The following is a 6,889-nucleotide window of genomic DNA, read 5'->3' as shown; positions in this document are numbered from 1 at the left end:
CGTTTTGCTTTAAGAACAAGAGATTAGATTTGGCATGGATTTTGTAATGCCTGTTGCATTACTCGGGAACTCGTGGGAGAGCACCATGCTGGAACTACTTTTTGTGATTGGCTTTTTTGTCATGCTGTTAGCGACAGGTGTGTCGCTGCTCGGCATTCTGGCGGCTATCGTCGTGGCGACGGTGGTGATGGTTATCGGCGGTTTATTTGCCCTGACGATCAAGCTGTTGCCGTGGTTACTGCTGGCCATTGCGGTGGTGTGGGTGATTCGGGCGATAAAATCACCAAAATTGCCCACTTATCAGCGCAATAACCGCTTTCGTTACTAAGGTATTGAGGGGTTCGTCACATACTTGTAACTTTTCCGGCAGCAGGGCTTAGAACAGAATAGGATTTACTTATCGAATCTGTCACTATGGCTGCCGCTAAAGAATTCATCGAGCTGTACCCTACATACAGCCGAACTAAAAAAAGAAAGGGCTTCCTTAAGGAAGCCCAATTTCTTTTCAGGGCTCAGGGAATCAGCAAACTCGACCCCTGCGTGGCCCGGCTCTCGAGCACCTCATGTGCGCGCTGCGCATCGATTAGCGGATATTTCTGCGCCTCTGCCACATCCACTTTTATCACCCCGCTGGCGATCAGCGAGAACAGCTCGTTACTGGCTTCCTCCAGCTCTTCCCGGTTGGTGATGTAACCCTGCAGGGATGGGCGCGTGACGTACAGCGAGCCTTTCTGATTCAGAATGCCGAGATTTACCCCGGTCACCGCGCCTGACGCATTCCCGAAGCTGACCATCAGCCCACGACGCTGCAGACAGTCCAGCGATGCTTCCCAGGTATCTTTCCCTACAGAGTCATACACGACGCGGACTTTTTTGCCGTTGGTTATCTCTTTCAGCCGTTCGGTAATGCTCTCTTCACGGTAGTTAATGACCTGCCAGGCGCCCGCCTGCAATGCGCGCTGTGCTTTTTGCGCATTGCCCACGGTACCGATCAGTTTCGCGCCCAGTGCTTTTGCCCACTGGCAGGCGATAAGCCCGACGCCACCCGCCGCGGCATGAAACAGGAACTGCTCGTCGGGTTTTATTTCATAGGTTTTGCGCAGCAGATAGTAAACGGTCAACCCCTTCAGGAACGAGGCCGCCGCCTGCTCAAAGGTGATGGCGTTGGGCAGCAGGGCGGCTTTATCCGCCGGGACGTTATGGACGGAGCTGTAAGCCCCAAGAGCCGATTGCGCATACACCACGCGGTCGCCCTCCTTAAGATGCTTAACCGCGCTGCCCACTTTGCTGACGATACCGGCCGCCTCGGTGCCCAGCCCGCTCGGCAGTGACGGAGGCGGGTAGAGACCGCCGCGAATATAGGTATCGATATAGTTAATGCCGATGGCTTTGTTTTCGACCTGCACTTCATTTTCGCCAGGCGCGGCGGGGGTGAACTCCACCGCTTTGAGTACGTCAGGGCCACCATGCTTGTGAAATTCAATACGTGTTGCCATGCTTCCTCCAGAATGTGGTAATCTTTCGACCCACTCTTTATCTCGGTAACTCCATTCACTATGGCAGGAAACAAACCCTTCAACAAACAGACTGAACCTCGCGAGCGTGATTACCAGGTCGCAGGGTTAAAGGTCCCGCCGCACTCGATTGAAGCGGAACAGTCGGTGTTGGGCGGTTTAATGCTGGATAACGAACGCTGGGACGACGTCGCTGAGCGCGTGGTGTCTGAAGATTTCTACACCCGTCCGCACCGTCATATCTTTACCGAAATGGCACGTCTGCAGGAGTCGGGCAGCCCGATTGACTTGATCACGCTCGCGGAATCGCTGGAGCGTCAGGGTCAACTGGACAGCGTCGGCGGGTTCGCCTATCTGGCAGAATTATCGAAAAACACGCCAAGTGCGGCAAACATCAGCGCCTACGCCGACATTGTGCGCGAACGTGCGGTTGTCCGCGAGATGATCTCGGTGGCGAATGAGATCGCCGAAGCCGGTTTTGATCCGCAGGGCCGCACCAGCGAAGATCTGCTCGACCTCGCGGAGTCCCGTGTCTTTAAAATCGCCGAAAGCCGCGCCAATAAAGACGAAGGCCCAAAAAACATCGCCGATGTCCTCGACGCCACCGTCGCCCGTATCGAACAGCTGTTCCAGCAGCCGCATGACGGTGTGACCGGGGTGAACACCGGCTATGACGATCTCAACAAGAAAACCGCCGGCCTGCAGCCGTCGGATTTGATTATCGTCGCCGCGCGTCCGTCGATGGGTAAAACGACCTTTGCGATGAACCTCGTCGAAAACGCGGCGATGTTGCAGGACAAGCCGGTACTCATCTTCAGTCTTGAGATGCCCTCCGAGCAGATCATGATGCGTTCTCTGGCATCGCTGTCGCGCGTGGACCAGACCCGCATCCGTACCGGTCAGCTTGACGATGAGGACTGGGCGCGCATCTCCGGCACCATGGGCATTCTGCTGGAAAAACGTAATATCTACATTGATGACTCCTCTGGCCTGACGCCGACGGAAGTCCGTTCCCGCGCGCGCCGTATCGCCCGCGAGCACGGTGGCATTGGTCTTATCATGATCGACTACCTTCAGCTGATGCGCGTGCCGTCGCTTTCCGACAACCGTACGCTGGAAATCGCCGAGATTTCCCGCTCGCTCAAGGCGTTAGCCAAAGAGCTGCACGTGCCGGTCGTGGCGCTGTCGCAGCTTAACCGCTCTCTGGAACAACGTGCCGACAAACGTCCGGTCAACTCTGACCTGCGTGAATCCGGCTCCATCGAGCAGGATGCGGACTTAATCATGTTCATCTACCGTGATGAGGTTTATCACGAGAACAGCGACCTGAAAGGGATCGCCGAAATTATTATTGGTAAACAACGTAACGGCCCGATTGGGACGGTGCGTCTGACCTTTAACGGCCAGTGGTCGCGTTTCGACAACTATGCCGGTCCTCAATATGATGATGAGTAATTTCTAAGGAATTCAAATGCAAGCGGCAACAGTCGTCATCAACCGCCGCGCTCTGCGACACAACCTGCAACGTCTGCGTGAACTGGCACCCGCCAGCAAGCTCGTTGCAGTCGTGAAAGCGAACGCTTACGGACACGGTCTTCTCGAGACCGCGCGAACGCTCCCCGATGCCGACGCCTTTGGCGTCGCCCGTCTTGAAGAAGCTCTCCGCCTGCGCGCGGGGGGGATCACGCAACCGATTCTGCTGCTGGAAGGTTTTTTCGAAGCCACCGATTTGCCGATCATTGCAGACCAGCATCTTCACACGGCGGTGCATAACGAAGAGCAGCTCGCCGCACTGGAAACCGCCGAGCTAAGCGAACCGGTCACCGTGTGGATGAAGCTCGACACGGGTATGCACCGTCTGGGCGTGCGTCCGGAGAACGCGGACGCGTTTTACCAGCGTTTGTGCCAGTGCAAAAACGTGCGTCAGCCGGTCAATATTGTCAGCCACTTCGCCCGCGCCGATGAGCCCGAGTGCGGTGAGACCGAGCGGCAGCTGGATATCTTTTCCACCTTCTGCGAAGGCAAGCCTGGGATGCGATCCATTGCGGCATCCGGCGGAATTTTACTGTGGCCTCAGTCACACCTCGACTGGGCTCGCCCGGGCATCATTCTTTACGGCGTGTCGCCGCTGGAGAACAAACCCTGGGGACCGGACCTGGGTTTCCAGCCGGTGATGTCTCTGGTGTCTAATCTGATTGCCGTGCGCGAACACAAAGCGGGTGAGCCGGTAGGTTACGGCGGCACCTGGACCAGCGAACGTGATACCCGTCTCGGCGTCGTGGCAATGGGCTATGGCGATGGCTATCCGCGCGCCGCGCCGTCCGGTACGCCGGTTCTGGTCAATGGCCGCGAAGTGAAGATTGTGGGTCGGGTGGCGATGGACATGATATGCGTCGATCTGGGGCCTGACGCCCAGGATAAACCCGGCGACGATGTGGTGATGTGGGGCGAAGGGCTGCCTGTTGAACGCATTGCTGAAATGACAAAAGTGAGTGCTTACGAACTTATCACGCGCCTGACATCACGGGTGGCGATGAAATACATCGATTGAACCGACAATGAAGTGAGGCCAATAACCTCACTTCAACTTTATTAACATCCACTCGATCTTCTCCCACTTCCGGTTTATTGTTGAATTCCCTGCCTCATCGAATTCCGGAGACATCGCGTGTTTCAGAAAGTTGACGCCTACGCCGGCGACCCCATTCTCTCCTTAATGGAGCGTTTCAAAGAAGATCCTCGCAGCGATAAAGTGAACCTCAGCATTGGCCTGTATTACAACGAGGATGGCATTATTCCTCAGTTGAAAGCCGTCGCTGAAGCCGAAGCGCGTCTGAACGCCGCGCCGCACGGTGCGTCGCTATATTTGCCGATGGAAGGGCTCAACAGCTACCGCAACACCATCGCGCCGCTGCTGTTTGGTGCCGATCACGCCGTGCTGGCGCAAAAACGGGTGGCGACCATCCAGACGCTGGGCGGGTCGGGTGCGCTTAAAGTGGGTGCCGACTTCCTGAAAAAATATTTCCCGGATTCGGGAGTGTGGGTCAGCGACCCAACGTGGGAAAACCACGTTGCGATTTTTGAAGGCGCAGGATTTAAGGTGGCGACCTACCCGTGGTTCGACAGCGAAACCAACGGCGTGCGCGTTGAGGCGCTGCTGGAAAAACTGAATACGCTGCCGGAGCGCAGTATCGTCCTGCTGCATCCGTGCTGCCATAACCCGACCGGTGCAGACCTGACAAATGCCCAGTGGGATGCGGTGATTGAGGTGCTGAAAGCGCGCAATCTGATCCCGTTCCTCGATATTGCCTATCAGGGCTTTGGCGCAGGGATGGAAGAGGATGCCTACGCGATCCGCGCCGTTGCCAGCGCCGGGCTGCCTGCACTGGTGAGTAACTCCTTCTCGAAAATCTTCTCCCTGTACGGCGAGCGCGTCGGTGGCCTTTCCGTGGTGTGCGAAGACGCCGAAGCGGCGGGCCGTGTACTGGGGCAACTGAAGGCGACTGTGCGCCGTATCTACTCCAGCCCGCCAAACTTTGGTGCGCAGGTGGTGGCGACCGTTCTCGGTGACGAGCAGCTGAAAGCTAACTGGCTTGCTGAAGTGGAATCCATGCGTAAGCGTATTCTGTCGATGCGTCAGGAACTGGTTAACGTGCTAAAAGAGGCTGTGCCGGGGCATAACTTTGACTATCTGCTGAAACAGCGCGGAATGTTCAGCTACACCGGACTGAGCGCCGCTCAGGTTGATCGCCTGCGTGAAGAGTTTGGCGTCTACCTGATTGCCAGCGGGCGTATGTGCGTGGCAGGTCTCAATGCCAGCAACGTGCATCGTGTGGCGCAGGCATTTGCCGCTGTAATGTGAGTATTTACTTACGTGTATGCCCTGTGTAGGCCGGGTAAGGCGTAGCCGCCACCCGGCTTTTTTGTTTGCACCAGTGTAAAATTTCGCCCGGTGGCGCTGCGCTTACCGGGCCTACACGCCTCTTCTGTGCTTTGTGATCGTCTTCTTTTTATTCGACTTCATAAGTAAAAACTCCTTTCCTTCACCTCCCGCTGGGGTTATGGTCGGAAAGTTTTTGACCATTCGCTCAAAATAAAACGATAACGAACTGAATATTCAGGGGAAAATATGCGCAAGATCACACTGGCGCTCAGCGCCGCCTGCTTATTGTTCTCGCTTAACAGTGCTGTCGTCGCGCGCGCTTCCGCCCCGACGCCGCTTTACACCGGTACCACCGCTGCCATTCTTGCCGAACAGGCACCCATTCACTGGGTTTCCGTGGCCCAGATCGAGAACAGCCTGATGGGGCGTCCGCCAATGGCCGTGGGCTTCGATATTGACGATACCGTTCTGTTCTCCAGCCCGGGATTCTGGCGCGGCAAAAAAATGTATTCGCCCGACAGCGAAGCGTATCTGAAAAACCCCGAGTTCTGGGAAAAAATGAACAACGGCTGGGACGAATTCAGCATCCCGAAAGAGGTGGCCCGCGCGCTTATCGCCATGCACGTGAAGCGCGGCGACAGCATTTACTTTGTCACCGGACGCAGTCAGACCAAAACGGAAACCGTCTCTAAAACCCTGCAGGATGATTTCATGATCCCGGCGGCCAACATGAACCCGGTGATCTTTGCGGGTGACAAAGAAGGGCAAAACACCAAAACCGAGTGGCTGGAAAAGAAAAATATCAAACTGTTCTACGGTGATTCAGATAACGACATTACCGCTGCGCATGACGTCGGGGCCAGAGGGATCAGAGTGTTACGCGCTTCTAACTCGACCTATCGACCGCTGCCGATGGCCGGAAAGTTTGGCGAAGAGGTGATCGTCAACTCGGAGTATTAAGCCCCAGGCAGCGACTTTGACTCTTTTTTAGTCAAATCTCGCTGCTGCGGGTTTTACCTTTCGTCTTCTTGCTGCACACTTAGAAAGATTTATCTTTCATTACGGAGCAGTACATGTGGTATCAACAGACCCTGACGTTAAGCGCTAAACCACGCGGATTTCACCTGGTGACGGATGAAGTCATCGGGCAAATCCGCGACCTGTCGCAGGTCAAAACGGGTTTGCTGCATTTGCTGCTTCAGCACACGTCTGCCTCTCTCACGCTTAATGAAAATTGCGATCCCACCGTCCGGTCTGACATGGAGCACCATTTTCTGAAGACCGTTCCGGACAACGCGCCTTATGAGCACGACTATGAGGGCGACGATGACATGCCTTCACATATCAAATCTTCCCTGCTGGGCGTATCGCTGATGTTGCCGGTACACCATGGGCGGCTAATGCTGGGAACATGGCAGGGGATCTGGCTGGGAGAGCATCGTATTCACGGTGGTTCGCGTAAAATTATCGCCACGCTACAAGGGGAATAAAG

At 55.7% G+C, this 6,889-nt stretch carries 7 protein-coding genes; 6 read left to right on the top strand and 1 reads right to left on the bottom strand.

What is annotated here, in order from left to right; genetic code table 11:
• Positions 1-85: 85 nt before the first annotated feature.
• On the top strand, positions 86-328 hold the full coding sequence (gene pspG, locus LDK53_RS13830) for an envelope stress response protein PspG (protein ID WP_025757837.1): 243 nt from the start codon (positions 86-88) through the stop codon (positions 326-328).
• 184 nt (positions 329-512) lie between these two features.
• On the opposite strand, the gene LDK53_RS13825 is transcribed toward pspG, so the two are convergent.
• Positions 513-1,496, bottom strand: a complete 984-nt coding sequence (locus LDK53_RS13825) for a quinone oxidoreductase (protein ID WP_045285555.1) — start codon at positions 1,494-1,496, stop codon at positions 513-515.
• 60 nt (positions 1,497-1,556) lie between these two features.
• On the opposite strand from LDK53_RS13825, the gene dnaB reads away from it, so the two are divergent.
• The 5 genes from dnaB (at position 1,557) to LDK53_RS13800 (ending at position 6,887) form a co-directional block, all read left to right on the top strand.
• Complete coding sequence (gene dnaB / locus LDK53_RS13820) at positions 1,557-2,969, top strand: replicative DNA helicase (protein ID WP_025757838.1); 1,413 nt, start codon at positions 1,557-1,559, stop codon at positions 2,967-2,969.
• Between the two features lie 16 nt (positions 2,970-2,985).
• Positions 2,986-4,065, top strand: coding sequence for an alanine racemase (gene alr / locus LDK53_RS13815; RefSeq protein ID WP_225287395.1), 1,080 nt, complete (start codon positions 2,986-2,988; stop codon positions 4,063-4,065).
• A gap of 117 nt (positions 4,066-4,182) precedes the next feature.
• Entirely contained in the window at positions 4,183-5,376 is a 1,194-nt protein-coding gene (gene tyrB / locus LDK53_RS13810; RefSeq protein WP_126801575.1) for an aromatic amino acid transaminase, read from the top strand.
• Between the two features lie 267 nt (positions 5,377-5,643).
• A complete protein-coding gene (gene aphA / locus LDK53_RS13805) occupies positions 5,644-6,357 on the top strand; it encodes an acid phosphatase AphA (RefSeq protein ID WP_225287394.1) in 714 nt (237 codons plus the stop codon).
• Positions 6,358-6,470: 113 nt separating this feature from the next.
• Positions 6,471-6,887, top strand: a complete 417-nt coding sequence (locus LDK53_RS13800) for a secondary thiamine-phosphate synthase enzyme YjbQ (RefSeq protein WP_025757842.1) — start codon at positions 6,471-6,473, stop codon at positions 6,885-6,887.
• The last annotated feature ends 2 nt before the right edge of the window (positions 6,888-6,889 follow it).

Origin of the sequence: Enterobacter sp. K16B, assembly GCF_020216105.1 — a bacterium.
GTDB classification, from domain to species: domain Bacteria; phylum Pseudomonadota; class Gammaproteobacteria; order Enterobacterales; family Enterobacteriaceae; genus Enterobacter; species Enterobacter sichuanensis.
This window is presented reverse-complemented; position numbering and strand designations above follow the sequence as displayed.

Bases quoted from the DNA above. Each gene is read 5' to 3' on its own strand.
- pspG (WP_025757837.1), top strand. From the start codon at position 86: ATGCTGGAACTACTTTTTGTGATTGGCTTTTTTGTCATGCTGTTAGCG.
- dnaB (WP_025757838.1), top strand. From the start codon at position 1,557: ATGGCAGGAAACAAACCCTTCAACAAACAGACTGAACCTCGCGAGCGT.
- aphA (WP_225287394.1), top strand. From the start codon at position 5,644: ATGCGCAAGATCACACTGGCGCTCAGCGCCGCCTGCTTATTGTTCTCG.
- alr (WP_225287395.1), top strand. From the start codon at position 2,986: ATGCAAGCGGCAACAGTCGTCATCAACCGCCGCGCTCTGCGACACAAC.
- LDK53_RS13800 (WP_025757842.1), top strand. From the start codon at position 6,471: ATGTGGTATCAACAGACCCTGACGTTAAGCGCTAAACCACGCGGATTT.
- LDK53_RS13825 (WP_045285555.1), bottom strand. From the start codon at position 1,496: ATGGCAACACGTATTGAATTTCACAAGCATGGTGGCCCTGACGTACTC.